This window comes from Glutamicibacter sp. 363 (assembly GCF_052379505.1).
Taxonomy (GTDB): Bacteria; Actinomycetota; Actinomycetes; order Actinomycetales; family Micrococcaceae; genus Glutamicibacter.
Genome location: NZ_JBQSYR010000011.1, coordinates 84457 through 110103, shown reverse-complemented (window position 1 = coordinate 110103; position 25647 = coordinate 84457). Strand labels below are relative to the sequence as shown.

Genomic DNA, 25647 nt, shown 5'->3' with positions numbered 1-25647 from the left:
CTCGCAGTCATTCCAACATCAGCTCGCGGCCGTCGTAAAGACCTGCCCGCCGGCAACGACGCGATCACGCTTGGCAGTCCCCGTGTGTCTTATCCTTCTGGCTTGCCCATGCCTTTGATGCTGGGCTGTTGGAGTCCGGGAAACAATGCGCACACACCGGTACAAGCAATCGCTTGCTCTCCGAGGACGACTGTCGAGTCGACACGGTTTGTCGAGAAGTCTAGTCCTCATAAAGGGAAGGGCTGACCGGGGCCAAAAGGAGAGACTGCGAATCGCGCGGATGTGATGACTGGAGCTATGTCAACGCCAAAAGCTACCCAGGCCAGGTCAGGCACTGCGTAACTGGTGAGACGCTCTGCAATTTTTATCGATCATGGAAATGGCTTATCCATGTTCAACGGTGGGTGAAAGGATAGGCAAGCAAGAGGCACTCATCACGTTGAGAGTGCGCCTCTTGCTTGCCTTAAACTACGGAAGGGTTACCGGCTGGTTGCCAGCGCCTGGGCATCCTTCGCCGGGGTCCAACGCACGTGCGTCGGGTCAACTTCTTGGGTCTGAGACAACAGCGAGAGCCGCGGGCGTACCGCATCGGTGCGGGCTGCTGGTGGCTTGCGTCGTCCAGCTTTCAGCGGCAATGGCCAAGTCGCGCCGGCGCCCACATAATCCTGCTCGGCTGCTGCCTGCAAGGTCCACTGCGGGTTGTACAAGTGGGTACGACCCAGTGCTACCAGATCCGCACGGCCCGCCAGCAGGATCGAGTTCACGTCATCGTATGAGGAGACTGCTCCGACGGCGATGACAGAGACACCCGTCTGAGCGGCAACCTGATTGCGGATCTTGTCCGCAAAAGGAGTCTGGTAGCTTCGCCCGAAGGCTGGCTTTTCATTTTTGACGATCTGCCCGGAGGAGACATCAATGAATTGCGCACCATGGTTGATGAAGGCTGCGGCGATGCCAACCGCGTCCTCTTCGGTGTTTCCGCCTTCGGACCAATCGGTGGCCGAGATGCGCACACCGATAGTCTTCTCCTCTGGCCAGACCTGGCGCACCGCGTCCAAGACTTCCAATGGGTAGCGCAGTCGGTTTTCCAGCGAGCCACCATATTCATCGGTGCGCTTATTGGACAACGGGGAAAGGAAGGAGGAGAGCAGGTAGCCGTGGGCCATGTGTACTTCCAGCACGTCGAAGCCTGCGGCGTCGGCGCGGCGGGCCGCGGCGACGAACTGCTCACGCACCTCGTCCATCTGCGAGCGGTTCATCGCCACTGGCACATGGCAGCCTTCCCCGTAGGGCAGTGCGCTCGGAGCCAGTACCTCCCAGTTGCCTTCCTCCAGTGGCTGGTCGATGCCATCCCACATCAGTTTCGTCGAACCCTTGCGGCCCGAGTGCCCGATCTGTGCGCCGATCTTGGCATTTGAATTTCCGTGTACATAATCGGTCACCCGCTTCCACGCGCTGGCCTGTTCATCGGTGTAGAGCCCGGTGCATCCAGGGGTAATGCGCCCGATATTCGAGACACATACCATTTCGGTCATTACGAGCCCGGCACCGCCCATGGCCTTGGAACCCAGATGGACCAGATGGAATTCACCGGGTACCCCGTCGGTGGCCGAGTACATGTCCATGGAGGAGACCACCACGCGGTTCACCAGATCGGTGTTGCCCAGCTTATGTGGCTGGAACATTGCAGGAGCGACGGAGGGCGAATTATTCAACCTGGCAAAGTTCTCATCAACGGTTTGCGCAAACCCGGGATCTCGCAGCTTCAGGTTGTCGTAGGTGATCCGCCGGGAACGGGTGAGCAGGTTGAAGCAGAACTGCACAGGGTCCTGATCCTTGTACTGGCCAATATTTTCGAACCACTCCAGTGAGGCCTGGGCAGCACGCTGGGTGGATTGAACCACCGGACGTCGTTCGGTTTCGTAGGCAGCCAACGCGTTATCCACGTCAGCGTGCTCATGCAAACAGGCTGCCAGTGCCAGGGCGTCTTCCATGGCGAGCTTGGTACCCGAGCCGATGGAGAAGTGGGCGGTGTGCGCGGAGTCTCCCAGAAGTACGATGTTTCCATGACGCCAGTTTTCGTTGCGCACCGTGGTGAAGTTGATCCACTTCGAGTTGTTGGTGAGCACCTGGTAGCCGGCCAGCTCCTCGGCGAAGATCTCGGACACCTTGGCCACGGACTTTGCGTCGCTGACACCCGGGGCGAAGACTTCATTTTCGGTCTCATCAAAACCGGCTGCTCGCCACACGTCCTCGTGCATCTCCACGATGAAGGTTGACCCCTCATCGGAGTACGGGTAGCCATGAATTTGCATGGTTCCGGCGTCGGTTTCCTTGACGAAGAACTTGAAGGCCTCGAACACCTGATCAGTGCCCAACCACATGTACTTCGAAGTACGCGGATCAAGCGAAGGCTTGAAGGACTCGGCGTATTTGGTGCGCACGGCGGAGTTCAGCCCGTCGGCGGCCAGCACTAGATCATATTCAGCCGAGAGCTGTTCCACATCTGGGGCCATGGTGGAGAAACGTACATCCACACCCAGCTCGATGCAGCGGCGCTGCAGCAGCTCAAGGAGTTCCTTACGGCTCATGGCCGCGAAGCCTTGGCCGCCTACGGTATGCATCTGTCCGCGGAAGTGGATGTCGATATCGCTCCAGCGGGCGAAGCGCCGTGACATGTATTCGGCGACCACCGGATCGGCATTGCCGATGCCTCCCAGGGTTTCGTCGGAGAACACCACGCCGAAACCGAAGGTATCCGAGGCGGCATTACGCTCCCAGACGGTGACCTCGTGGTTGGTATCCAGTTGCTTCATCAAAGCGCCAAAGTACAGGCCGCCTGGGCCGCCGCCGATAATTGCAATTTTCATGGTGTGTCCTTTCATCAACCCCACAGGGGTGCTGGGCCGGTAAGGGCCCGGATAAGTTTGTCAGTGCTTAGGCGACCGGTGAGCTATTGAAGGCTTCACGGAGTTTGAAATGCTGGAGCTTGCCGCTGGGATTGCGCGGCAGTTGAGTCACGAAGCGGATCTCCCGTGGGTACTTGTACGGCGCGATCGTGGCCTTGACGAAGTCTTGCAATTGCTTGACCTTCGCGTCGCTGGCCTCGGCGCCTTCGACGAGAACCACAAAAGCACAGACGATGGATCCGCGATTCGGATCAGGACGAGCCACTACGGCGTTTTCCAGCACGTCCGGGTGCTGGTCCAAAGCCTGTTCGACCTCTGGCCCGCCGATGTTGTAACCGGAGGAGATGATCATATTGTCGCTTCGAGCTTGGTAGAAGAAATAGCCCTCTTCGTCCCTATAGAAGATGTCGCCGGTGATATTCCAACCATTGCAGATGTAGTTGTGCTGCCTCTCGTCATCGAGATAGCGGCATCCGGTCGGCCCAATAACTGCGAGCCGGCCCGGTTCATTTGTTCCGACCTCATTGCCATCTTCATCCAGCACGGTGGCACGGTAGCCGGGGATCGCTTTGCCCGTGGCTCCGGGCTTGATATCCCGGCCTGCAGCGGATACGAACACATGCAGCAGCTCGGTGGCTCCGATGCCATTGACCAGTTCCAATCCGGTGGCGTCCTTGACCTGGTGCCAAGTTTCAGCAGGCAGGTGTTCGCCGGCCGATACCGCCACGCGCAGCGATTTGAGCAGGTCTTCCTTGCCATTCTTGAGTATTGCGCGATAGGCGGTCGGAGCGGTAAACAAAATCGTGGCTCCGACCTGATGCGAATACTCGGCCAATTCCACAGGGGTAGCGCGTTCGGTCAGAAGCGAGCTAGCTCCAAAGCGGAACGGAAAAACTACGAGGCCGCCTAAACCGAAGGTGAATGCCAAAGGGGGAGAACCCGCGAAGACATCATCTTGGGTAGGTTTAAGAAGGTAACGGGCAAAAGTGTCCGCATTGGCCAGAATGTCACGGTGGAAATGCATGGTGATCTTAGGGACGCCAGTGGTTCCCGAGGTCGGTCCAAGCAAAGCCACGTCGTCGGCCGCCGTATCCACCGCAGTGAATTCGCCGGACTTGGCAGCACATAGCTGCGCCAGATCGTCCTCGCCCTGGCCACCATAGGTCAGCACTGGATACGTGCCGCCGCTGGCCTGTACGGCGTCTTCGGCGAATCGGTGATCGGTCAGCAGCACCAAAGGACGCGTCAGCCCAGCCAACTTGGATATCTCAGCGGCGCGCAGGGCCGCCATCGTGGTGACCACGACGCCGCCGGCTTTGAGCACGCCAAGCCATGAGGCGACCAGCCAGGAATTATTCGGACCACGAAGCATCACCCGGTTTCCTGGGCGCAGCGCATAGTCTTCGACCAGCACCTGGGCCACTTGGTTCGCTTGGCGTTGCAACTGACCGTAGGAGAGCTTGGTGCCGTCTGGGGCCAGGAGCGCGGTGCGGTCCGCACCAAATTCTGCAACAGCCTGGTCGATGAGGACCTCTGCGGCATTCAGCCTTTCCGGGTACTGCAATTCGGGCAAGGTGAATTCCATTGTCGGCCACAGATTCTGCGGCGGAAGGTGATCTCGCGTGAAGGTATCCTCATGCGCGGAAGGTGAAAGTTCCATCAGGTAACTCCGTAGGGTGAATCGGTCGGATGTCCTAGGCTGTGGTGGTCCGCGCGGCGCGGATCATGCCCTCTTGGGCAACGGTGGCCAAGAGCTTTCCATCGCGGGTGTAGAAACGCCCGATAGCCAGGCCACGGCTGTTTTGGCTGGATACGGCCTCTTGGGCGTACAGTACCCAATCGTCCATGCGCCCTTCACGGTGGAACCACATGGAATGATCTAGACTGGCAGTCACCAATCCCGGGTCACCCCAGCTCAGCCCGAGGCTGCGCATAATCGGTTCCAAGATGGTGTAGTCGCAGACATAGGCCAAAGCGGCCTTCTGCACGAGACTGTCATCCGGAAGAGGCGAAAAAGCGCGGATCCATACGGCCTGGTGAGCGCTCTGTGCGCGCTCGCCGGGAAGATAGATTGCTTCGGGCACGTGGCGCATGTCGAAGCTGCGCCCGCCAGCCCAATAGGTGGCGGCCTGGCTGTCAACGCCCTGCAAGGCTTGGGCTGCACTGGACAATGTTTCCGGGTCGAGGTCTAAGGAATCGCTCGGTGCATCCATTGAGTATTCTGCACCTTCTTCCGGGACGTGGAAGGATCCCAAGGCGGAGAAGACGGGTTTGCCATTCTGGAAGGCGCGGACCTGGCGGGTGGAATACCCACGTCCATCACGCAGGTGTTCGACTTCGTAGCGTACCGGCTGGTGCATATCCACCGGGCGCAGGAAGTATGAGTGCATCGAATGCAGCGAGCGGTCCGTGTCCACCGATTTCATCAGCGAAAGCGCACCTTGAGCAACCATGTCGCCGCCGTAGGCCTTGGGCCAAGGTACATATTGCGGGACCGCGGTGAAAGCCTGGTCGAAGACCTCGGCTTCGCACTCAGTTAATTCGATGGCGTCAAGGAATACCTGTGCGGAAAGTTCGGTGGTGTTCATGCTCGGCGGTATCCTTCCAGCGAGGCGTCCGAAACATCGGGGAGGTTCACTACGATGTTTTCTGGGGTGCGGGCGGTGAGCCACACGAGTTCTTCGGTGACCGACATATTTGCTTCAACGTGTGGCATGAAGGGCGGAACGAAGACCCAGTCGCCAGCTTTCATATCTGAATACTGTTCGTAGTTTTCGCCGAAGTAGATGCGGCCATGCCCGCGCAACACGTAGCCGCCGGTTTCTGCTTCGCCATGATGATGCGGCAGGGAACGGTAGCCCGGAACGTTGGACACCTGGCCGAACCAGATTTTGGTCGCTGGGGTGTGCTGGACGCTGACGCCCGAAACACGGATGCAGTCACCTGACTGTGCGGTGTTGGTGTCTTCGGAGCCGGCACGAGTGACCACGGGAATAACTTGGCCATTTTCCGAAGCGTAGATCGAGTTATCGCCTTCGGTGCGGTATGTCATGGGTGTTTCAGTCATGTTCTTCTCCTTTAAAGTTTGTGATGTTTGTTTGCAGGTATTCAGTGGCTCGCAACTGGGGTGTTCACTCGCAGCCGGACGCGGTTTTTGAGGGTTCCGATACCCGGGATTTCTGTCTGGAGCTCGTCCCCGTCTGCGAGGAAACGCGCGGGTTCCATACCCATGCCAACTCCGCCTGGAGTTCCGGTCAATATGACATCTCCCGGGCGCAAGGTAGTGAACTCGGAGATGTAGCTAATGAGTCGGGCCGCTGAGAAGACAAAGGTCGAAGTGTTGCCGCGCTGGACTTCTTCTCCGTTGACCCTGCAGATGACTTCCAAGCCCGACTCCGGATCGAGCTCATCGGTGGTGACTAGCACTGGGCCGAGCGGCGTCGTGCCGTCGAAGGCCTTGCCTTGCAACCACTGCAGGGTGCGGCGCTGCCAGTCTCGCATCGAAACGTCGTTGGCCACGGTGTAGCCGGCAATGGCGGCAGCAGCCTCTTCTTCGGTGGCATTGGTGATTTCGGTTCCGATCACCACGGCAAGTTCGGCTTCCCAATCCACGTTATTTGAAACGGTACTGATGATCTCCGAACCGGGATCGGCGAGGGTGTCGGCGAACTTGGCGAACAACGTCGGATATTGGGGCAATTCCCGTCCCATTTCCAAAATGTGGTCCGCGTAGTTCAGTCCGCAGCAAATCACCTTAGTCGGTGCTGGAACCGGGTTCAGTAGTCGTGCCTCGCCTGTTGGAATCAGACTGTCCGAGCGGTGCTCTGCAAGGACCTTAGAAGCGATGGATAGCCAATCTGAGTCTTTTAGGAACTCGCTGAGATTACGGGCTGGAAGCGGGAGATAGCCCTGGGCGACCTGGAGCGCCGCATGTGTTTGCCTGCCAACTTCGACCGTTGCGAGTTTCATGTGTGAGTCCTTGTTATTCGGTACAGAATCCATGTGTCGACTTTTTTACCGCCGTCACGTAAACTCAATGTAGCACGCATCACAAAGATGACGCTAGAGCCAAATGGGGCAAAATTGATTAGCCCAGTACAGGAGTTGGAAATGACTGAGACCAAGCTTCATCGCAATGAAACGATTAACCCGGCTTCCATGGCTAAGCCCTCTGGCTATGCGCATGGAATGAAGGCCGGAAACACTGTTTACCTTGGCGGGCAGACCGCCCTGGACAAGGACATGAATATCGTTCCCGGCGGCATAGTGGAGCAGTTTAAGCAGGTATTTTCCAACGTGCTGACTACTTTGGTTGAAGCAGGCGGACATCCAGAAGATTTGGTAAGCGTCACGATCTACCTGACCGACGTTGACGACTACATGGCCAATGGCCGCGAAATTGGTCGAGCCTGGCGCGAAATGGCTGGCACCGAATACCCCGCCATGGCTGGCGTCGGTGTCACGCGTCTCTGGCAGAAAGAAGCCCTGATCGAGATTCAGGGTGTCGCCGTGATTCAGGATCGCGACTAATCTTCAGCAAAGCCAAAGAGCCACGGACTTACCCAATGGGCGAGTCCGTGGCTCTTTGGCTTTGCGCGGTAATAGCTATTTTGTGAGCTGTGTCAGCTGTCCACGCCGATAATACGTTTAGCATGACGACCAGCCATGGGTGCCAAGAGTGTGTGTAAATTGTGGAAGAGATCTTCTGCCTTTAATGCATTCCATCCCTCTGGAAGCAATTCTGCTGGGAGCCCTGGATCGGAGTAAGGGAGTCGTCGCCATTGGGTGAGCAGGATCAAGTGATCTGCGAATGCCCGGGCATCAAGTTCAGGGTTGTCCCCGGCCTGGACAAGCTGTTGCCAGCTTTCCAATCGGCCTCGGTTCTCGTTCAAAAATTCGGAATATAGCTGATCCAAGGAAACTAAGTCCCACCAAGAACTAAGATTCTTCTGAATTTGGGCACCGCCGATATGCTCGGCAAGGAAAAATTCGAAATACTGATCTAGTCCGTGTCGCGTGAAATAGGCCAGCGCTGCGTCTTTGGCATGTTCCGGAGCAATCCACAGTCCAGGAACTACGGAGCCAAAGCCCATCCGCACCAGTGATGAGCGAATCTTGTGCCGTATATTGCGCTGGGTTTCTGGCACCGTGAAGGTCGCCAACAACCAGCGATCCTGAGCTGTGGCGCGACGGGGATGGAAGATCCGTTCGTCACCTTCGGCGAACGTGGTCAAGACTGAGTCAGCAAGCGAATATCCATTGCGGCCTTGCACTTGAACGCTCTCAATGACTCCGCGTTTTTTCAACCGAGATATCGAGGAACGCGTTCCGGCAGATTCAACCCCAACATCCTCCATCAGGGAAATAATCGTTGCCACAGGCAAGGCGCCCCCGTACTGGCGTGCGTATAAACCAAAGAGGGACACGATCAGCTGATGATGGCGAGGCACAGAGATGTCTCCAACACTGACACGTGCGTTTGCCTGTGCGGTCATGAAACGTTCTCCAATCGATCCTAGTCATTCGATTCTAGTGCGAACCATCAGCGGGATGGCGCAAGCCATAGAAGATTGGTCATTTTGATCGGCCAGGGAAATCAATGGGATATTCGATCAAAATAACATCTAGGAATTCTCGGATTTTGAAATCCGCGCACGATCTTGAACGCGAATGGCGCAGGCGTGGTCTAGGCATCTGTTTCCTTGAACCACGTCTGCGCCAGGGGAACGATTTAGCAAAAGCCGATGGCGGACCGGTCAATCACCTGTCGTTCACCTCTCAATAGCGCGCGGGCGCGGTACTATTTGGCTGCGTCGAGTGCCGTGCGCAGGTGCGCATCGTAGAACTCGCGAAGCTGAACACTCTTGGCCACGACAATCGCGTCCCAATCTTCCATGCTGGTGGAGCTGTCCGCATAGTCAGAAGGCACCTTAAAGATCTGCAGCGGTACACCGAAGAGCTGGCACATGCTGGCATAGGCGTAGCCTTCCATGTCCACCAATGCTGCATTCAGCCCGGAGATGTGGGTGCGCTGCTCGTCATTGCTGACAAATACGTCACCGGTGGCCATGGTCGCCTGAGTATCTGGCAACAGGATCTCACCGGCGGGCACTACATCGGCCGAGGCCAATGGGAAGTCGTGCTGGATCAATCGGGTGACCTGATAGATGGTGTCCAAGCTTGGGCGGTCTTCATCTGCGCTGCCGACTACACCGGCGGTGCCCAAAACGATCACGCGCTCAACATTGCCCTCGGCGAGCGCACCGGCAAGAGCGACCGAGGCATTGACCTTGCCTACTCCGGAGACCACATGCGGTACGTCCGCGAAAGCTGACGCTTCGTCACTGTGCGCGAATACTAGCAGGGTCTTCTGATCCGACATTCGGTTCCTCTCAACAACAACTAAAGTCTTTTTGATTCAGGCCGGAAGCAGATCGCACGGCCAGTATCCTCACTTGAGTTTATCGGTTAAGGAAGATGAAGTTTTTCGATTTTGCTGGCAGGGGAGCGGATAGACTTAAAGTATGAGTGATATTGAACTTGCTGAAGTCGAAAGTTTTGCCTTGGACCACACCAAGGTCAAGGCTCCCTACGTTCGTAAGATTGGCGTTGAGCGTGGACCTAAGGGTGACGCCATCACGAACTACGACATTCGTTTTGTGCAGCCGAACCACGGTGAGATCCCTACCGCTGGCCTGCACACTATTGAGCACACCATGGCTGGTTTGATCCGGACCCGCTTCGAAGGCCTGATTGATTTCTCTCCTTTTGGTTGCCGTACGGGTTTCCACATGATTGTGTGGGGCGAGCCGACTCCAGCCGAGGTTGCTAAGGCCATTAAGTCTTCCCTTGAAGACCTAGCTGAGCGCGTTACTTGGGATGACGTTCCAGGCACCGAAGCAGTGAGCTGCGGTAACTACCGAGACCACAGCCTGCACTCGGCCAAGGAATGGGCAAAACTGATTTTGGAACAAGGCATCAGCCTCGATGCATTTGACCGGACAAACATCGCGTAGCTGACGGCATCGAGTAGTTCACTTCGGCCATGGCCTGATTCGGTGCGCGCTCGCGTGAGTGAAACTAGTGAGTATTCCCTGCTGACTATTGAACTATTCTGCGCTGGGTACTTGAATGGACGGATAGCCGCGATAGCGGAGAATCATTCAACGGAGCGAAGAGGAAAACAATATGGAGTCCACCGATCCCGATTTTCCGAGAGAACCAGGATGGCCATCACCTGGTCAGCCACCACGGCCGAATGTTCCAGATCATCCAACCTCGCCCATAGATCCACCTGATCCGACCACGCCACCAAGCCGGCCCGATCCCGGTGGCCCCAGCACACAGCCACCGTTTGATCCGACTACGCCCACGGACAGCTGACCAGCAACATAAGTTCGGTTCAAGCTCATTCTGAGGGTTTGTCTCTAACGAGGTCCGGCTCGCCCACTTGGCGAGTCGGATCTTGTTCTTGGCTGTCACCAAAGGGGCACCGATGCTGGAACCGAGGAAGTCCGGACTCCACTTGCCGCTCTTTCGCATCGAGGTACCCAAGCCCAGTATCTTAGGAAAACCTCGGAGGTCAAGCGCGGCAAGCAATTGAGAGGTTGCCCCTAGTTCCAAGTATTCAATGGTGGGGCTGTGGGAGAATAGGGACAATGTTCCGCCCAGACTTACGATCCGGGCCCCAATGATTTAAGGATGTTTCTCTGTGGTCATGATTCCGTTGCCATTGCACTCGGTAGAGGCTCAACAGTTCTCTCCGATTGACCCGGCTGACCCCTCGCTGGTTCACCGTGGTGAGGGTGGCGCGGAAGTCCGCCGCAGTATTCTTCCCGGAGGCGTACGGGTTCTGACCGAGGCCATGCCCGGCCAGCGTTCGACTACCGTTGGATTCTGGGTACCAGTGGGCTCCCGTGATGAAGAAGCAGGGCACTACGGCTCAACTCATTTCTTGGAGCACTTGCTGTTCAAAGGAACTAAGAAGCGCACCGCACTTGAAATTGCTCAGTCTTTTGACGCGGTAGGTGGGGAATCGAATGCCGCGACGGCGAAGGAATCCACCTGCTATTACGCGCGAGTGCTAGATTCCGATCTGCCGATGGCTATGGATGTCATTGCCGACATGGTGACCTCCGCGGTAATCGATCCGCTAGAGCTAGAGCAGGAGCGCGGGGTGATCATTGAGGAACTTGCCATGGACGCTGACGACGCCACCGAGGTCGCCCACGAGCGCTTCGTCGCCAAGGTGCTAGGCGATCATCCTCTGGCTCGCCCGATCGGCGGGACACCGGCCGAGATCATGGAGATCTCTCGCGAAGCAGTCATGGAACACTATCGGGCCCACTACCGTCCGAGCGAAGTGATCATCACCGCAGCTGGTTCATTGAACCATGATGAATTGTGCTCCATGGTGCTCGCTTCGTTAACCGAGGCTGGCTGGGATCTTGATCCTATGGCAGTGCCGAAACCACGCCGTTCTTCGGAACCAGCAACGATCGTCTCAGTTCCTGGCATCGAAGTGATCAACCGCCCGGTCGAGCAGGCCAGCATCATCATTGGCTGCCCAGGTATTAGCGGGCAAGATGACCGCCGGCAGGTCCTTGCGGTCCTAAACGCGGTACTGGGTGGCGGCATGAGCTCGCGGCTCTTCCAAGAGATCCGCGAAAAGCGTGGCCTTGCCTACTCCACTTATTCATTCTCAGCTGCATACACCGACGCCGGATATTTCGGCATGTATGCAGGTTGTTCACCGGCTAAAGCCGGAGAGGTCATCGGCTTGCTCGAATCCGAGCTGGATCGTTTAGCCGCCGACGGCATCACCGATTCGGAGCTTACTCAAGCAAAGGGCCAGCTCGCCGGCGGAACGGTGCTGGCATTGGAAGACCCAGGAAGCCGTATGTCACGACTGGGACGGGCTGAGATGGTGACCGGCGAATTCCAAGACATTGATGAGGCGCTGAGCCGCGTAAATGCGGTCACCACGGAAGACGTTCAGGCGCTAGCTCAAGAGCTGGCAGCCAAAGAACGAACCATCACCGTGGTTGGTCCATTTGAATCTGCGGAAGCGCTCGGACGCTAGTAGTTCTCTGAGTATGAGAAAGGGACGCGAGGACGCACCAATTGGTGCCTGGCCTCGCGTCCCTTTCCTCGTGGTGGAGGAAAGCTACCCCTTGTTGTACTTGCCCCGCGTGGCAACGTACGAGGCTGCGGTGCAGGTGTCGGGCGCGTTGTTGATGGCCTTGCAGGCTCGCACTCGGAACTCGTTGACGGTGAGCGAGTAGTACGGAATGACTCGCTTGGAGTCGTCTCGATAGTATTTTGTCGTTCCCTTACCGCAGACGTTGGTGGTTAGTCTGGACCACCCGGTATCCGGAGCATCATTGCGGACTCCCTGGTATTGGTAGTAGACGCACTTGCCATCGAGATTGTCATCGGTGAGCGCCAGATTAAAGCCGATGCTTCGATTATCGTCGCGCCAAACCGTTCCGCTACTTTTCGCCCAAGAATTATCCATGTTGTAGTTTTCGTAGGCCTGTGCGGGAACTGCCAGAGTTGTGACTGTCAGCGTAAGCGCCGCTGCCGCGGCAAGTGTTCGTAGAATGCGCCTCATTGCGTACCTCACATGCTCGGTGATGATGGTCAGGGGCAACACTATGCCGAGCGCAACCCTAAATCAAGGGTCTGGAGATACTTTTTGGACGAGGCCACTGGGCTGCAGGGAGCCGTTTGAGTTCATTGCTTTGAAGCTGAAATTGTTGCCGAATTTGCTGTGCGTACAAGCTCAGCGAGTTCTTCGAAATGCGAGTAATTAAAACCGTGAGCAGCGTTCTGGAACACCGTCAGTTTCGCCTGCGGGGCCTTTGCTGTCAGCCGTAGCCCAAATTCCGGCGGCGAAAGTGAATCTTGGGTACCGCAAACCACATCCACCGGGAAGGGGACGGTGCCCAATAGATCGATGGTCGAGTAGTCGAGCATTTCCGTGCAGCTCTTGGCCCACCACGGAATCCCGCAACGCAGATAATCAACGAGCAAGATTGCCTTGACCGCGTTCCACTCATGAGGGAAATCTTGGATTAACCGTCGGGCTTGCCGGAAAAGCGTGGCTTCCCGGTCATTGACCGAGGGCGCGGCAATGATGAGGTGTTCGAGCAATTCGGGGTGCGTGCGGGCAATTTCGATGGAGACCTGAGCCCCCATCGAATGCCCGAGAATCACCGCATTCTTCACGTTGAGCGTGCGCAGCGCCAGGGATACTTCGTGGGCGAAGCGTGCCACGCTGACTGGGCGTCCATCGTCCATGTTTTTGCCATGCCCCGGCAGCTCGGGCACAATCACTCGATGGTCGCGGGCCAGCTCCGTGGCCAGGGGAGTGAAATAGCGGCTTGAAGCTCCCAACCCGTGAATGAGAACCACGTCCGGGCCTTCGCCGGCCACGCGCACCGATAATCGAGTGCGCAAAGACTCCGGGACCTGTCCAAAGTAACCGTGCCGCACACATAACCTTCCGTCCGCGGACGATTCCACGAAAATTCCTAGTATTCAGTTCACTGCGGATCCAGAATAGCCAATCATTGCGAGCAACGGCTGCAATGCAGCCTCAGGGCAGACCCACCGCGTGTTGCTCGATTGCCGGCCACAGATCCTCGGGGAATAGTTTTTCAATGTCTTTTTGGTAGTCGCTACCGCCACCGGGAGCGCTTATTTCATTGCCATCGGCACGGAAGGGGTAGGAATGCCCCTGGTCCAATTCTTGATCTGGCGCGGAGGCAGCGGTCACGCAGGTCGCCCAGCCATAGGTGGTGTCGGCGTCCTGGCGGAAAACTTCGACTTGGCATGACGGCGTTTCGATCCACGAGCTTTCCTGCTCCAGCAGATCAACGAGCCTGGAGCGCTCTTCATCGCTTAATGACGTCGGCACATCGCCGGAACCGCAAGCGACAGTTCCACAAGCAACAGCAAATAAGATGAATGTGATAGCGCGCCATCGCTTCAGGACGGTCCCCATTGCTTGACAACTCCTAGAAAGTTCCTGTCACCTATTTTTCCTTGTGAAGAATTGAATTACAAGCTACACGCCGTATATCACGAGGTGATCGCAAAAATCTTGGAGGTGGAACCCCGCGGTGCCGTCGAGGCTGGAACAGGCGTAGATCACGTCACCGATGTGAAGACCAGCAGGGTACAGGCGATAGGCTTAAACCCATGAGTGCACAGATTAAGGTTGCGGTGCTTGGCGCCGCAGGACGAATGGGCGCGGAAGCGGTTAAAGCCGTCTCCGAAGCCGCCGATATGGATCTCGTGGCGAGCCTTGGACGAGGCGCAGATCTGAAAGAAATTCTTGAGGCAGGCGCAACCCACATCGTTGACCTGTCGGTACCGACGGCCACCGAGGCCAACGTGCGCTTCGCCGTGGAAAATGGCTTGCACGCAGTAGTTGGAACCACCGGGTGGGACGACGAACGCCGTGCGAAGCTTGAGCAGCTGCTCGCGCAGCACCCCGAAGCAGGCGTGCTGATCGCCCCGAACTTCGCTCTTGGCTCGGTGCTTGCCAGCGCCTTCGCAGCCACGGCGGCAAAATACTTTGAATCGGTAGAGATTATCGAACTGCACCACCCCAACAAGGTGGATGCACCCAGCGGCACCGCGGTGCGCACCGCCGAGCTGATTGCCGCAGCCCGCAAGGACGCCGGCGTGGCGAAAAGTCCGGACGCAACGGAAACCCAACTTGACGGTGCTCGAGGCGCTCTCGTAGATGATGTGCACGTGCATTCGGTGCGTCTACGCGGTCTGGTGGCCCATCAGGAAGTTCTCTTCGGCGGCCCCGGCGAGCAGTTCACCCTGCGCCACGATTCTTATGACCGGGCCTCCTTCATGCCAGGGGTGCTGCTAGGCCTGCGGACCGTCGCTTCGCGCCCAGGGCTTACCTATGGGCTGGACGGCTACTTGGAGTTGGGCCAGTGAAAACCAAACTTTGGGTAGGCGGCATTCTGCTGCTGTTCGTTTTGTATATTGTCATGTCCTTCACCCAAGCGATGCGCTTCATGCGCACCGGCGAACCGATCGCCATCGCCCTCGGCGTTGCGGTCTTCGTCATTCCTGCGCTGGGTGTGTGGATCTTGATCCGCGAGATTCTCTTCGGGCTGCGCACCGAGAAGATGGGCAAGATCCTCGCAGAACTCGGCGAACTGCCAGAAGACTTGCCACGCATGCCCTCGGGCAGGTTTGTGCGAGAAGCTGCTGACGCTGACTTCCCGATCCACAAGCAAGACGTCGAGGCCCATCCTGAATCCTGGAAGTCTTGGTATCGCTTGGCTTTGGCTTATGACGCCAGCGGAGACCGGAAACGTGCACGCGCTTCGATGCGCACCGCCGTGAATTTCTTCGTGGCCGAGAAGAACGCGAGCGCCACGAGCAAGTGATCTGAACAGATAAAACGGCAGGAGCTTCGAAACCTACTCTTGGTTTCGAGGCTCCTGCCGTTTTTATTTGAAATTTTGCCGAAGTCTAGCGCTAGTGGATGGGGAGCCAGATGCAGCGCTCTACGGAGTCGTCAGTCTCCACCACGTTGTAGAGCCGCCACCCGCCGGGTTCGCCACCTTCGGTGCCTTGGTCCTCAAGTCCAGCAATGCTGATCCCGCGGATCTCACCAGAGGTGAATTCCTCCTTGGCCTGCATAGTGGGCGCCAGATAGTAGGGCTCGTCAAAGGGCATAACATCGCCGGGCAGTTCTTCATTGCAAACGCCGCCGTAGCCGCGTTCGGGGCTCGTCTGAACGGGAAGCCAGATCTTGTCCTCGCCAAATTGCTCCACGGCGATGGTTCGCGTTTCCTCCCACGTTCCGCCCTCTGCGCAGGAATGGTCCGCATCAAAGATCGTACGACGTGTTTCCGTAATCTCTATGCCACCGGGTACGGCGGTCACCTCATTGATGAAATCCCCACAGCTTCTACTGGCCGCCACGGGGTGAGGTAATTGTTCTGGCTGATCAACCTCGGCAAGCCAGATGAACCAATGAGAGGAGAAGCTGTTTCCATCTAGCATTTCGATCGGTGCCAGGGCGTCCTCAACTCCATCGCCGTTCAAATCAGAATAAACTACGTCCCCAACGGAGTACTCGGCGGTGTTGATGGTTGCCTTGCCATCTTTGAACTGCAACGCTGTGGACTTTTTGGCGCCGTAGCCCTCTTTGATTTCCCATTGCGCATTATCAAGATCAAAGTCGCGAAGGGTCTGGGGTGTGGGCGATTCGGGCGGCAAATCCGAGGGCTCACTCGGTGGTGCCATCGGCGCTGAGGAACATCCAACGATGGTAGAGGCAAGCAAAATACTCGAAGACTTGAATAGAATCTGGTGTGGTTTCTGCTTGCCGAAGGCGCATTTGATCATAAGAAAAGTCTAACTAATTCCTTGTCAGCTGACCTAGAATCAAATTATTTATTTCTTTCTCAAAGCTTACTTTGGGTCCTCTTCTTGATCTGCGCTCGGTAATTCACTGAGGTATCGAACGCCAGCTTCCATCGGTCCTGCCTTGCGCGTGTGGTGCAAGATCAGCGCGGTAAGCAGCATCAGCACGCACAGTACCCACCACTGGGCCCACTGCGAGAGTCCCAGTTGGAGCATCGGCAACAAGATCAGATGCCCGAGATAGAGCGTCAGTGGTGCTCGCCCAGCGGTTGCAATGAGCGAGCCGATGTAGCCTAAATATGGAATTAGGAAAAGCAGTATGGCTAAGACTGCAACTGCGCAGGCCGCTGCATGAATTGTGAAAATTAGTGAACCCGAGTGCGCGGTTGGGAGCCATATATAGGCGGATTGAGTCAAGAATGGGTCCAGGTTCCCAGATGGCGAACGCCCGGTCACCAGGGCCGTAAAAAGCTGCGAGCGGGGAACGCCGGTCACGGCGCTAATCCCATCGGTCCAAGGCAGAATCTTCAACCACCCGATCAGTAGGCATAGTGCGGCGACAATAACGGACCCGGCCGCCAACCAGGCAACAGTGCCCCGATTGGTCAGCCGAAGTTTCCCCACAGCAACTCCGAGTAGGCCATAGCCGATCCAGATCAGCAGTGGATAGTACCCAGTGACGAGCAGGTCTTCGAGTAGCAATCCCGGGTGTACAAGATCGGTGAACGTTGGGTTATGGCCCAGGGACTGTGCGGCATCGCTAGCCGCTAACGGCCGCCAGATCAGGGGAGTGGCCAATAGCCAAATAGCGGCGAGCGCCCACAGAACTTTCACTGGCACCCATAACGCCGGGATCAGCACCAGGAACAGCAATCCGTAATGCACCAGAATGTTCGCGATGGACTCGTTCGCCGGGCCGATCAGCATGCCCAGCGCGGCGATAACCGCCGCGCGGCGCAGCAGCACCATCGATGCGGACCTGCGATTCAGGCCCTTGCGTTCCAGCGAGCGGGCGAACAAGGCCAGCGAAACACCGGCGAGCACCATGAAGAGCACCGAGGCGCGGCCATTTGCCACGGCTCCGGTGAGGGTTGGCTGCAGCGCACCGGTCGCATCGCGGGCGAAAAGATCAAAGATATGGGCGGCGAACATTCCCAAGATGGCTAGCGCCCTGGCTGCATCCAATCCGGGCAGTCTGCGGGCCTTTGTTTCCACGTCCATAGACATATCGCATCACGGAACAACATGAATATGCCATCAAGACACTTCCGCGTGTAGATTTAAGCCATGGCAACTAGTGAAATTGATAATCAGTCGTTCCCGTTCGGTACCGTGCTGACCGCGATGGTCACCCCCTTCACCGAGGCAGGTGAGGTTGACTATGATGTCGCCGCCAAGTTGGCTATCAAACTCGTTGATGAAGGCTGCGACGGTCTGGTCGTCACCGGCACCACCGGGGAGACTTCGACGCTCACCGACGAAGAGAACATCGAAATGTTCCGCACCGTCGTCAATGCGGTCGGCGACCGCGCAGCGGTGCTGGCAGGCTCCACAACTAATGACACTCGCCACTCCATCCGTTTGTCGCTCGGTGCCAAGGAGGCCGGAGTGCACGGCATCCTGGTCACCGCACCTTATTACAACAAGCCAAGCCAGGCCGGAATTATCGCCCATGTGAAGGCGATTGCCGAGGCCATTGACCTGCCGATCATGATGTACGACATCCCGGGCCGCACCGGAATCGCGCTGAGCCCAGAAACTATCATTGAATTAGCGCAGATTCCTCAGGTCATTGCGTTGAAGGATGCAAAGGCCGACTACCAGTCGACCACCACCGTGCTGGCTAACACCGATTTGCACGTGTACTCCGGGGACGACGGGCTGACTTTGCCACTGATGGCAGCCGGCGCCGCCGGTGTCGTTTCCGTGACGGCTCACGTCGCGGCGGCTAAGTACCGTACGCTTGTTGATGCGATGCATGCCGGGGATTTGGCGACTGCACGCGCTACACACTTCGAGCTGGACCCGATCCAGCGCGGCATCATGGGCCACATTCAGGGCGCAGTTGCCGCAAAATATGGACTTCACTGGCAGGGTGTCCTGCCGAACACCGTCGTTCGATTGCCGCTACTGGCACCATCGGACGCAGAACTCGATGCCATCCGCGCGGACCTACGTGAAGGTGGATGGGATCTTTAACGAAAGGGCTTAACCACTTATGACTGAAAGTTCAGTAGGCAAGGCCGATACTGCGCGTATGCAGAAGCCGACCAAGCTGAAGAAGGGGACCCTACGTACCGTTCCGCTGGGCGGATTGGGCGAGGTCGGCCGCAATATGACCGTTTTCGAGATCAACGGCAAGCTGTTGATCATCGACTGCGGTGTGCTCTTCCCCGAAGAGCACCAGCCGGGCGTTGACCTGATTCTGCCCGACTTCTCCTACATCAAGGATCGTCTGGACGACGTGGTGGGCGTAGTGCTCACCCACGGCCACGAAGACCACATCGGTGCGGTTCCGTACCTATTGCGTCTGCGCGAAGATATCCCGCTGTATGGTTCGAAGCTGACCCTTGCCTTCATCGAAGCCAAGCTGGCCGAGCACCGCATCAAGGCGATCACCAACGTGGTCACCGAGAATGAAGTGGCTCAGATCGGCGAGTTCGAGTGCGAATTCGTCGCGGTGAACCACTCGATCCCAGACGCGCTGGCCGTGTTCGTGCGTACCGAAGCCGGTACCGTGCTGCACACCGGTGACTTCAAGATGGATCAGCTGCCGCTCGACGGCCGCATCACCGACCTGCGCCACTTCGCCAAGCTCGGCGAGGAGGGCGTGGACCTGTTCCTCACCGACTCGACCAACGCCGAGGTGCCGGGCTTCACCGTCGCCGAACGCGAAATCGGTCCGGTGCTGGAAGCGAAGTTTGCTCGGGCCCGCCGCCGGATCATCGTCGCCTCCTTCTCCTCGCATGTGCACCGCGTCCAGCAGGTGCTGGATGCTGCAGCCGTGCACGGCCGCAAGGTTGCTTTCATCGGCCGTTCGATGGTGCGCAATATGGGCATCGCCGAGCGCCTCGGCTACCTGCACATCCCGCAGGGGGTCGTTGTTGACCTGAAGCAGGTTGACCAGCTGCCGGATCACAAGGTGGTGCTGATGTCCACCGGTTCGCAGGGTGAGCCGATGGCAGCACTGTCCCGCATGGCCAACGGTGAACACAAGGTCCAGATCAACCCGGGTGACACCGTGATCCTGGCCTCCAGCCTCATCCCGGGCAACGAGAACGCGGTCTTCCGCGTGATCAACGGCCTGATGCGCTTGGGCGCCGAGGTCATCCATAAGGGCATGGCCAAGGTCCACGTTTCCGGCCACGCCTCGGCCGGTGAGCTGTTGTACTGCTACAACATCGTCCGTCCGAAGAACGTTCTTCCGGTCCACGGCGAAACCCGCCACCTGATCGCCAATGGCCGTTTGGCCGCGCTGTCCGGTGTTCCGGAAGAGAGCGTCATCCTCGCGGAAGACGGTTCGGTCATTGACCTCAAGGACGGCGTAGCCGAACTCGTTGGCCAGGTCGAATGCGGTTACGTCTACGTGGATGGTTCCAAGGTCGGCACCATCACCGACGAGGACCTCAAGGACCGTGTCACCCTGGGCGAAGAAGGGTTCATCTCGGTGATCACCGTGATCAACCGCCAGAACGGCACCTTGATCTCCGGGCCAGACATCCACGCCCGCGGCGTGGCCGAGGACGATGCGGTCTTCAACGAGATCAAGCCAAAGATCGCCGCAGCGATCTTGGAGGCAGTGGCTAATAATCCAAACCACTCCACCCACCAGCTGCAGCAGATCGTGCGCCGCGTCATCGGTTCGTGGGTGTCGCGCAAGCTGCGCCGCCGTCCGATGATCGTTCCGGTAGTGCTCGAAGCGTAAGCTTCAATCCTCGAAATGCCCCAAACCACCAGTGGTTTGGGGCATTTCGTGTATCTAAGGCAAGGTTCTCTGCCGATGCTGTGGTCATGTTAACGGCTCATCCCAATCGGGGGTGTAGGAGTTGGGGTCTGAAGCCGCCGGTCTCGAGCAGGCTTCGGGCGATGTAGTTGGTCAGGTTGCGGAACCCGAGTGCGGAGCCGCGCAGGTGTTCGAGCCGTCCGTTGAGCGCCTCGGTCGGCCCGTTGCTGGTGCCGGGTCGTTCGAAGTAGGCGAGCACGTCAGCGGCTCGCTTCTTCAGGGTCCGGCCCAGGGTGGTGAGCTCGGTGAGCACCTTGGGGACGCCGGCGCTGAGGTCGGTGATCAGCTTCTCCATGAGCTCGCGGCCACGTTGCCGGTCCTCGTGGCGATAGGCGGCGATCATGCGCTGGTAGACACCCCAGGTCGCCTCGACCTCGACGTGAGCGTCATCAACGAACAGCGCGCGTAGCCTGTCGCTCTGCTTGTCGGTGAGCAGGTCCGCGCCGGTGTGCAGCGTGCGCCGCGACTTGTAGAGCGGGTCGTCCCTGAACCCACGGTGCCCGTGGATCGCGAGTTGGACCCGGCGCCGGCACCTGTCGAGGGCGTCACCGGCCAGGCGCACGACGTGGAAGGGATCCATCACCGTGACCGCGTCCGGGATCTCCTCTGCAGCGGCGGTCTTGAACCCGGTGAAGCCGTCCATCGCGACCACCTCGACCGCGTCACGGAAGGCGTCGTCGCGGTCGGAGAGCCAGGTCTTGAACGCCGCCTTCGACCGGCCCTCGACCATGTCCAGCAGCCTTGCTGGGCCGGCGCCATCGCGGACCGGGGTGAGGTCGATGATCACGGTGACGTACTTGTCGCCACGCCTGGTGTGGCGCCAGACGTGCTCATCGACGCCAATGACCTTCACGCCCTCAAACCGCGTGGGGTCGTTGATCAGCAGCCGCTTGCCTTCAGCCAGGACCGCGTTGTTGGCGGTGTCCCACGCGACCCCGAGTCCCTCGGCGACACGGGCGACGGTGAGGTGTGCGACCACGATCCCTTCCAGCGCCCACCGCAGCCCGGTGCGCGAGAGCTTCGCGCGTGGCTCCGCCGCGGCGCTGGTGTCTTGGCGCCACACGTGTCCGCAGTCGGCACAGCGGTAGCGGCGCACTACAACTTCCAGCACGGTCGGTCGCCAGCCCAGCGGCTCGTGGGCCAACCGCCGGATCACGGTGTCACGAGCAGCGCCTTCGCTGCCGCACCGTCGGCACCACTGATCTGGTTCCACCACGCAGCACGCGAGGACCGCACGATCCGGTTCAAGTCGTTGTCCGGTCACGCTCAGACCGAGGCCGTCGAGTCGAGCGAAGGCGGTCAGGTCAGGGCGGCCGAAGCCGGCCGGCGGGGTAGCTTCGGACACGTCGAGGTCTTTCGGATGGATGGCGTAGGAACCTCCGTCGTCGGGAGACCTCGACGTCTATCTGCGGACCGACGCGCCCGGCCGACCTACACCGTCATCTGAGAAGACCCCTGAAACGTCTTCGACGACGACGGGACCGGCGAGGAGGAGGGCGCGGTGAGCTAAAGGAATGGAGCTTACTCGGCTTCGACGCCGCCGCAAGCTCCGGTGAAACGGTCGGTACTGGTCGGTCGTCGTCGGTCACCACCGGATGGCGGCGTCCCCCACGCTCGGCGTTTGCGCAGGTCAGCGGCTCGTTCGCCCAGTGGGCGCATCAAGTGATAGACGCAAAGCCGACGTGATTCGGTCGTCGGTTCGATTCCGACAGGCGGCTCCGGCGAACAGCCCCTGACCTGCGGAAACGCAGGGCAGGGGCTGTTCGGTTCTGGTGGTCGCGCGATGCGCTGGCCTCACGGCTCTGCCCGACACCGACGTCGCTCTCCTCTGCGACGGACCCCTCGCAGGCTGAGCGCTCGCGGCCGGCATCCTGTCCGTGTGCCGATAGGCCTCGCACCGCTCGGCAACGCAGCGTGGCGTTGCGTTGCGACCTGGCGACGGCTCGGCGGGGCGCGATGGTCTCGTGCGTTGGCGGACTACGGGAGCTTGGACGCGAGGACGTCGGCCGCCAGGATCTCGGGTGCTGCGCCGAGGAGGTGCTGGTTGGCCATCAGGGCTGCGACGATGGCGCCGTTGGCGTGGGCGTCGCGAGCGGCCTCGTCGGGGAATGCATCGAAGATCCAGAAGGTGTCGGCGTGGGTCCTGACCGCGAACCAGACAATCGTTCCTACTTCTTCGTTGGCGAGCGCGACAGCGCCGGTGAGCAGATCGGCGAGCGCGTCGTGCTGTCCATCGGCCGCGACGATCTTGGCGACGAAGGCATACGGAAGTGATGCGGGTGTGGACATGAGAGGTTCTCCTAGGTGTCGAGGTTTCTTGGTGAAGCAAGTTCAGTATATGACGAAAAAGGGCATGTGAGAAGTGGCGTATACGGCAGTATTGCTATTGTTTACGTCATGCGTATTGGACTGATTGCGATCGACGGCTGCTTCGGTTCGGCTATCGCGTCGATCATCGACATCGTGCGGGTGGCCGACGGAGCCCGCGGCGATGTCGACCCGCGGATCGACCCGATCGAACTCGCCATCCTCGGACCGAAACGGCGAGTGACCACGACGGCATCGATGACCCTGTCGGTGGACCACCCGCTGTCGGAGTCCGGAGAGTTCGACGTGGTCGTCGTCCCTGCGCTTGGAACCCTTACGGCCGCCGCTACCAACGACGCCCTCCAGAGCCGAGATGCTCGTTCGGTCATCGCCTCGCTCGGGCGCCTCGACGAGGCGACCACCCGGATCGCCGCGGCGTGCACCGGCGTGTTCGCCGTCGCCGAGACCGGACGGATGCATCATCGGCGGGCGACGACCAGCTGGTTCCTGGGGCCGGAGTTCCTGAAGCGCTATCCGACCGTCGCCCTCGATCTCGACACCATGGTCGTGGTCGACGGGAACCTCGTCACCGCCGGCGCCGCCTTCGCCCACATCGACCTCGCGCTCTCACTCGTGCGATCGATCAGCCCCGACCTGGCCCAACATGTCGCCAAGCTCCTCATCATCGACGAGCGTCCGTCGCAGGCGGCCTTCGTCGCCTACGAACATCTCCGGCACGAGGACCCGATCGTCGTCGAGTTCGAACGCTTCGTGCGCGCCCGCCTGGACGAACCGTTCAACGTCGCCTTCGTCGCGCAGTCGCTCGGCACCAGCCGGCGCACCCTCGAACGACGAGTCCGTGCGGCGCTCAACCTCACTCCGCTCGGCTTCGTCCAACGGCTTCGCATCGAACGAGCTCGGCACCTCTCAGCAACCACGGACCTCACCTCCGCCGAGATCGCGCTACGGGTCGGCTACGCGAACGCCGAGACTCTGCGCTCCCTCCTGCGCAGGGAGCGACGCCGTTCCTGACCTATCGCCATGCCTTAGAACCACCTCTCAGCACGTCGCGTCGACGCTCCTGCGTCGCCCCTGGACGCCCCACTCGACACGCCCGCAGCACAGGCCATGCGACGTGCCCCGGCTTCCCGGACGGTCGGGGTTGGGTGGCTATGATGTCGCTGCGTTCTCGTCGAGAGGATCAGCAGACCCGATCAGGGTCGATTGGGATGAGACGCGAAGGCGGTCAGGTCAGGGCGGCCGAAGCCGGCCGGCGGGGTAGCGTCGGTCACGTCGAGGTCTTTCGGATGGATGGCGTAGGAACCTCCATCGTCGGGAGACCTCGACGTCTATCTGCGGACCGACGCGCCCGGCCGACCTACACCCTCATCTGGGAAGAGCCATGTTAACGCTCCGCGCGCAGCGTTCAGCCAGCTTGCTGCCACCCACGCTGGGCCCGCTCGGCTACTGGCAGCGGCGGGATTCCCTGATCGCCAAGCTCGGGTCCGTGGCGCAAACGACCTGAACGACTAACCGGCATAGACTGACGTATCACTGCAACGCATTAAATATCGACAAGTCAAATAGCAATCGCATATGATCACCATATGGTGAAAATTGCTGGGCAGAAGGCCGAATCGTTCACTTTGCCGCTCTTCGGGCTGGCGATCCTGGCCGGCATTGTTTTTGGCGCCGCGCTCAGCGCCGCAATTTTCTGGCCAATTCTGGCTAAGGAATCACCGTTCTCGCTGTCCGGCATTGGTGGGGGTCTGGTGCTGGCCTTGGCCAACGGCGCGTGGATCGGCGCGATCGCCGCGGTCTTTCCCGCCACGGGGGCAACCATCGCCTTGGCGATTCGTGAGAAGAAACGACCCGCCGCTACCGGAAACTCCCAGGCTCTGATGGGCGCGATCGGTTCCGCCGCCGGCGGGGTCTTCGTGGTACTGGCGCTCGGCGCAATTTTCTCCCAAGCGCTGGACCTCGTATCCGGGCTTGCATCTGCTTTGGCCTTCCTCATACTGTGCTTCGCTATCGCGTGGATGAGCATTCGTGGGCTAGCGCAACGAAGGGCAGCATCTTCGATTCGGCCACGGCCGGGAGCGCCCGCGGAATAGGCAAGGCTCCAATCGAAGCGCATCTCCTCGGTGCAGGTCCAATCACTAAGACTTTCAAAACCCGACAGGAACGAATCCGTGGAGATCTCTGAGCAAACGCGCGGTGTCGGGAACAATCAACTGATAACAAAAAACAAATGGCGATTTCTGCCGCTGCTTTGCGGATCAGGATGGGCGATCTTGTTTCTTGTCGTGGATCCGTTGCTTGCCCGTGCCCCTTGGTGGAATTATCTCGACGCGGGTTTGTGGTTTGCACTGAGTTTCCCGCTGCTGCCGTGGCTCGGATTCGCTGGGTTGATGGCGTTCCTTGGATTCGTCGTTTCAACTCGGGTGAGCGTTCTGCTGTTCACGTTGCTCTCGCTAGCTCTGGGAATTATTCCAAGCACCATATGGGCACTGCTGCTGAGCGATGTTTTCCCTGAGGCTGGAGTATTCCGAATCACCGCTGATCTATCGCTGGCTGCCGGGGCAATGGTGATCCCGCTGTCCTCCGTGGCGCTTATCAGAACGATGATCGTGCGATGGAAACAGGCAAAGCTCCGTCCAGCGAAAGGTTGTGGAGGTCGGAGCATTCCGTCTTCTACGAAAAGCGACTAATTCCAGCCCAAGCGATCTCGAAGCGGAAGAACCGATATCGGAACCTGGACCGGAGTTCCTGCATGCCCAGGAGTCAGTGTAGTCTCACTTAGAATTTTTCCTGTTTGGACGTCCACGACCGTCATTGAGACCCATTCCTGCTGCATGTTTTCGTCAAGGGCTAGCCCGGTGGCCGCATCGAGGGTCAGCACCGAATCCCACATTTCTGTCAGTATTTCTGTTTCGGGGCCAGTCACTGCTGGCGCAGAGGCCGTTAATATCCCGGTGGTCAGCGAGAGGGAAGCTAGGGCAACGGCGGGGATAAGCAAGA

General features: G+C 59.0%; 26 protein-coding genes. 12 read left to right on the top strand and 14 right to left on the bottom strand.

Annotation, left to right across the window (positions count from 1 at the left end; all coding sequences use genetic code 11):
- Window positions 1-479 precede the first annotated feature (479 nt).
- The 5 genes from ACT3UA_RS08605 to ACT3UA_RS08585 all read right to left on the bottom strand — a co-directional run bounded on the left by ACT3UA_RS08605 (window position 480) and on the right by ACT3UA_RS08585 (window position 6878).
- Window positions 480-2870 carry a bifunctional salicylyl-CoA 5-hydroxylase/oxidoreductase gene (locus ACT3UA_RS08605; RefSeq protein ID WP_444615994.1) on the bottom strand — a complete coding sequence of 797 codons (2391 nt, stop codon included), beginning with the start codon at window positions 2868-2870 and terminating at the stop codon, window positions 480-482.
- Window positions 2871-2937: 67 nt separating this feature from the next.
- Complete coding sequence (locus ACT3UA_RS08600; protein ID WP_096288175.1) at window positions 2938-4569, bottom strand: AMP-binding protein; 1632 nt, start codon at window positions 4567-4569, stop codon at window positions 2938-2940.
- 34 nt (window positions 4570-4603) lie between these two features.
- Window positions 4604-5497: an acyl-CoA thioesterase gene (locus ACT3UA_RS08595; protein ID WP_096288173.1), complete on the bottom strand. Its 894-nt coding sequence runs from the start codon at window positions 5495-5497 to the stop codon at window positions 4604-4606.
- On the bottom strand, window positions 5494-5976 hold the full coding sequence (locus tag ACT3UA_RS08590) for a cupin domain-containing protein (RefSeq protein WP_096288171.1): 483 nt from the start codon (window positions 5974-5976) through the stop codon (window positions 5494-5496). Before ACT3UA_RS08590 ends, ACT3UA_RS08595 begins: the two co-directional genes overlap by 4 nt.
- Window positions 5977-6017: 41 nt before the next feature.
- Window positions 6018-6878, bottom strand: a complete 861-nt coding sequence (locus tag ACT3UA_RS08585) for a fumarylacetoacetate hydrolase family protein (RefSeq protein ID WP_096288169.1) — start codon at window positions 6876-6878, stop codon at window positions 6018-6020.
- Window positions 6879-7019: 141 nt separating this feature from the next.
- Between ACT3UA_RS08585 and ACT3UA_RS08580 the strand changes: the two genes are divergently transcribed.
- Window positions 7020-7439 carry a RidA family protein gene (locus tag ACT3UA_RS08580; RefSeq protein WP_096288167.1) on the top strand — a complete coding sequence of 140 codons (420 nt, stop codon included), beginning with the start codon at window positions 7020-7022 and terminating at the stop codon, window positions 7437-7439.
- Between the two features lie 92 nt (window positions 7440-7531).
- Here ACT3UA_RS08580 and ACT3UA_RS08575 read toward each other — a convergent pair whose 3' ends face one another.
- A complete protein-coding gene (locus ACT3UA_RS08575; protein ID WP_096288165.1) occupies window positions 7532-8404 on the bottom strand; it encodes a PaaX family transcriptional regulator in 873 nt (290 codons plus the stop codon).
- Window positions 8405-8709: 305 nt separating this feature from the next.
- Window positions 8710-9291: a phosphorylase family protein gene (locus tag ACT3UA_RS08570; protein ID WP_096288163.1), complete on the bottom strand. Its 582-nt coding sequence runs from the start codon at window positions 9289-9291 to the stop codon at window positions 8710-8712.
- Between the two features lie 142 nt (window positions 9292-9433).
- On the opposite strand from ACT3UA_RS08570, the gene ACT3UA_RS08565 reads away from it, so the two are divergent.
- The 3 genes from ACT3UA_RS08565 (at window position 9434) to ACT3UA_RS08555 (ending at window position 12146) form a co-directional block, all read left to right on the top strand.
- The gene (locus ACT3UA_RS08565; RefSeq protein WP_096288161.1) at window positions 9434-9925 is read left to right on the top strand and encodes an S-ribosylhomocysteine lyase; all 492 of its coding nucleotides are present in this window, start codon (window positions 9434-9436) and stop codon (window positions 9923-9925) included.
- Window positions 9926-10620: 695 nt separating this feature from the next.
- Window positions 10621-11991 carry a M16 family metallopeptidase gene (locus ACT3UA_RS08560; protein WP_444615989.1) on the top strand — a complete coding sequence of 457 codons (1371 nt, stop codon included), beginning with the start codon at window positions 10621-10623 and terminating at the stop codon, window positions 11989-11991.
- Window positions 11992-12035: 44 nt separating this feature from the next.
- Window positions 12036-12146, top strand: a complete 111-nt coding sequence (locus tag ACT3UA_RS08555; protein ID WP_444616005.1) for an SWIM zinc finger family protein — start codon at window positions 12036-12038, stop codon at window positions 12144-12146.
- 498 nt (window positions 12147-12644) lie between these two features.
- On the opposite strand, the gene ACT3UA_RS08550 is transcribed toward ACT3UA_RS08555, so the two are convergent.
- Both ACT3UA_RS08550 and ACT3UA_RS08545 read right to left on the bottom strand, forming a co-directional pair.
- On the bottom strand, window positions 12645-13436 hold the full coding sequence (locus ACT3UA_RS08550; protein ID WP_444615987.1) for an alpha/beta fold hydrolase: 792 nt from the start codon (window positions 13434-13436) through the stop codon (window positions 12645-12647).
- Between the two features lie 73 nt (window positions 13437-13509).
- Window positions 13510-13917 carry a hypothetical protein gene (locus ACT3UA_RS08545; RefSeq protein ID WP_444615985.1) on the bottom strand — a complete coding sequence of 136 codons (408 nt, stop codon included), beginning with the start codon at window positions 13915-13917 and terminating at the stop codon, window positions 13510-13512.
- Between the two features lie 197 nt (window positions 13918-14114).
- Here ACT3UA_RS08545 and dapB point away from each other — a divergent pair, with 197 nt between their 5' ends.
- Together dapB and ACT3UA_RS08535 are read left to right on the top strand one after the other, a co-directional pair.
- Complete coding sequence (gene dapB, locus ACT3UA_RS08540) at window positions 14115-14873, top strand: 4-hydroxy-tetrahydrodipicolinate reductase (protein WP_444615983.1); 759 nt, start codon at window positions 14115-14117, stop codon at window positions 14871-14873.
- The gene (locus tag ACT3UA_RS08535) at window positions 14870-15331 is read left to right on the top strand and encodes a hypothetical protein (RefSeq protein WP_444615981.1); all 462 of its coding nucleotides are present in this window, start codon (window positions 14870-14872) and stop codon (window positions 15329-15331) included. The genes dapB and ACT3UA_RS08535 overlap by 4 nt, the downstream gene beginning before the upstream one ends.
- Window positions 15332-15422: 91 nt before the next feature.
- On the opposite strand, the gene ACT3UA_RS08530 is transcribed toward ACT3UA_RS08535, so the two are convergent.
- Window positions 15423-16298, bottom strand: coding sequence for a hypothetical protein (locus tag ACT3UA_RS08530; RefSeq protein ID WP_444615979.1), 876 nt, complete (start codon window positions 16296-16298; stop codon window positions 15423-15425).
- 66 nt (window positions 16299-16364) lie between these two features.
- The gene (locus ACT3UA_RS08525; protein ID WP_444615977.1) at window positions 16365-17537 is read right to left on the bottom strand and encodes a heparan-alpha-glucosaminide N-acetyltransferase domain-containing protein; all 1173 of its coding nucleotides are present in this window, start codon (window positions 17535-17537) and stop codon (window positions 16365-16367) included.
- Between the two features lie 66 nt (window positions 17538-17603).
- Here ACT3UA_RS08525 and dapA point away from each other — a divergent pair, with 66 nt between their 5' ends.
- Both dapA and ACT3UA_RS08515 read left to right on the top strand, forming a co-directional pair.
- A complete protein-coding gene (dapA, locus tag ACT3UA_RS08520) occupies window positions 17604-18515 on the top strand; it encodes a 4-hydroxy-tetrahydrodipicolinate synthase (protein WP_096288145.1) in 912 nt (303 codons plus the stop codon).
- A gap of 58 nt (window positions 18516-18573) precedes the next feature.
- A complete protein-coding gene (locus ACT3UA_RS08515) occupies window positions 18574-20241 on the top strand; it encodes a ribonuclease J (protein WP_374954802.1) in 1668 nt (555 codons plus the stop codon).
- A 97-nt stretch (window positions 20242-20338) separates the two neighbouring features.
- Here ACT3UA_RS08515 and ACT3UA_RS08510 read toward each other — a convergent pair whose 3' ends face one another.
- Together ACT3UA_RS08510 and ACT3UA_RS08505 are read right to left on the bottom strand one after the other, a co-directional pair.
- A complete protein-coding gene (locus ACT3UA_RS08510; protein ID WP_444615974.1) occupies window positions 20339-21664 on the bottom strand; it encodes an ISL3-like element ISPfr2 family transposase in 1326 nt (441 codons plus the stop codon).
- 632 nt (window positions 21665-22296) lie between these two features.
- Window positions 22297-22608 carry a putative quinol monooxygenase gene (locus ACT3UA_RS08505; RefSeq protein WP_096288139.1) on the bottom strand — a complete coding sequence of 104 codons (312 nt, stop codon included), beginning with the start codon at window positions 22606-22608 and terminating at the stop codon, window positions 22297-22299.
- A 108-nt stretch (window positions 22609-22716) separates the two neighbouring features.
- On the opposite strand from ACT3UA_RS08505, the gene ACT3UA_RS08500 reads away from it, so the two are divergent.
- The 4 genes from ACT3UA_RS08500 to ACT3UA_RS08485 all read left to right on the top strand — a co-directional run bounded on the left by ACT3UA_RS08500 (window position 22717) and on the right by ACT3UA_RS08485 (window position 25337).
- Window positions 22717-23658, top strand: a complete 942-nt coding sequence (locus ACT3UA_RS08500; RefSeq protein ID WP_096222961.1) for a GlxA family transcriptional regulator — start codon at window positions 22717-22719, stop codon at window positions 23656-23658.
- 370 nt (window positions 23659-24028) lie between these two features.
- Window positions 24029-24151 carry a hypothetical protein gene (locus tag ACT3UA_RS08495; RefSeq protein WP_255248509.1) on the top strand — a complete coding sequence of 41 codons (123 nt, stop codon included), beginning with the start codon at window positions 24029-24031 and terminating at the stop codon, window positions 24149-24151.
- An 82-nt stretch (window positions 24152-24233) separates the two neighbouring features.
- Entirely contained in the window at window positions 24234-24740 is a 507-nt protein-coding gene (locus ACT3UA_RS08490; RefSeq protein ID WP_096288133.1) for a hypothetical protein, read from the top strand.
- Window positions 24741-24818: 78 nt separating this feature from the next.
- On the top strand, window positions 24819-25337 hold the full coding sequence (locus tag ACT3UA_RS08485; RefSeq protein ID WP_444615972.1) for a hypothetical protein: 519 nt from the start codon (window positions 24819-24821) through the stop codon (window positions 25335-25337).
- Here the strand turns inward: ACT3UA_RS08485 and ACT3UA_RS08480 are convergent.
- Entirely contained in the window at window positions 25334-25645 is a 312-nt protein-coding gene (locus ACT3UA_RS08480) for a hypothetical protein (protein ID WP_141393589.1), read from the bottom strand. The two genes, ACT3UA_RS08485 and ACT3UA_RS08480, sit on opposite strands and share 4 nt — an antisense overlap.
- Window positions 25646-25647: the final 2 nt, after the last annotated feature.